We start from the raw sequence: 1,470 nt of genomic DNA, 5'->3' as shown, positions 1-1,470 counted from the left end.
GGTCTGGCTGAGCGTTTGCGTCTCGCCCGGACGTTGCAGCCGGCCCAGCAGGTCGAACTCGTTCTGGAGGGCCGACAGCGATTTGGTCTGCACTACCTGTCCGCTCACCTTGCGCTGGGTGAGCAGGTTGCCGGCTGTGTCGCGAAGATAGCTGATCTGTACGTCTTGTCCCTGTTCGCGGTCTTTGAGGTCGAGTCCGGTGACGTCGTCGGTCAGGACTTCGCTATCGGTACGGACGATGCGGCCCAGGCCATCGTACCCGGTGATTTGAACGAGTTGCTGGGTGACTTCCCCGCTCAGGGTCGGGCGGCCCGGTTTGATCGGGGTGCCATCCGGCAGCCGGGTGCCGTTTTCTTTTTCTGCATCGACGAAGTGGCGGGCCAGGGAATCGCGCGCGACTTTCACATAGCTGCGCTCGCGCAGCCGGTTGCCCAGGCTGTCGTACAGGTAGTCCTGGGCGGTGACGGCCGATGCCGCAGGGGCGATCGGCGGCAGGGGCGGCAAGGCGGCGGTGGCGGCCGTCAGCTGTTCCCAGTGGCTGACCTGCAGCAGCTGGCCCGCCTGGTTGTAGCGGTTCTGCCGGTAGCGGGCGGTGTAGTCTTCCATCCGCTGGATTTCTGCTTCAACGTCGCCGAATTCGTTGTGGCGCAGGCTTTGCAGCCATTGCCCATCCTGGCTGACGCCGGTCAGCAGCAGCTGCCCGGTCTTGAGGTCGAGGCCGTGGCCGTAATGCTGGGTCCGCACATGGCCGTTGGCATCGATCACGCGGGTCTGCTGGCCCAGTTTGTTGTAGCCGTACTGCTCGCTCGGCGTCTGGGGGCGGCTCTCGCCGGCGCTGTCGGTGACCAGAACGCTGGGCAGGGTCTTCTGCAGCAGCCGGCCTTGCTGGTTGTAGCGGTAGGTGACGTCCTGCCACTGGCCCGATTCCAAGCCGTAGGATTCGGCCTCCAGTTCGCCAAAGGCGTTGTAGCGATGGGTGCGCTTGAGCTGGTATTGATCCAGGCGCTTGCCTTCGACGGTCCAGTCGGTCTCAACGGCGGTGACCACGGCCTTTTTATCGAGCGTCTCCCAGGTCAGGTAGCCGTTGCGACGCATCAGTTCCTTGTCGTCGTCGCCCCGCACGACATAGAAGTAGTGACAGGGGCTGGGCAGGTCGGCCAGGCTGCCATTGGCCTGCGGCAGGATGCCTTTCACCGGCAGGTAGAACATCGGTGGCTGGGTGCCGGCTTGGGGCTGGAGTTTGATGATGTGGTAGGGCTCGGGCTGCTGGCCTTTGCCGACGGTCTGTGCCGGGTCGCCACCGGCGGCGTCTTTGCGCACGTAAACCCACAGTGCCTTGGCCGTGTCCAGGCCGGGGTTGAACACCGCCACCTCCGTGGGGAATTTTTTGCCCGGCAGGTGCTGGCCGGTGCCACGTGGGCCCAGAACCACCGCGCCCGTCAGCGCATCGCGACTGGAATCGCCCGACCA

The 1,470-nt window shown here is 65.0% G+C and carries 1 pseudogene; it reads right to left on the bottom strand.

From position 1 onward, the window contains the following. A pseudogene (locus tag PZA18_RS23845) lies at positions 1–1,365 on the bottom strand (hypothetical protein); the annotation flags it as partial. Positions 1,366–1,470: the final 105 nt, after the last annotated feature.

The organism is Parachitinimonas caeni (assembly GCF_030129945.1).
GTDB classification, from domain to species: domain Bacteria; phylum Pseudomonadota; class Gammaproteobacteria; order Burkholderiales; family Chitinimonadaceae; genus Parachitinimonas; species Parachitinimonas caeni.
The sequence above is the reverse complement of the archived record's forward strand: the minus strand, read 5'-3'. Positions and strand labels throughout refer to the sequence as shown.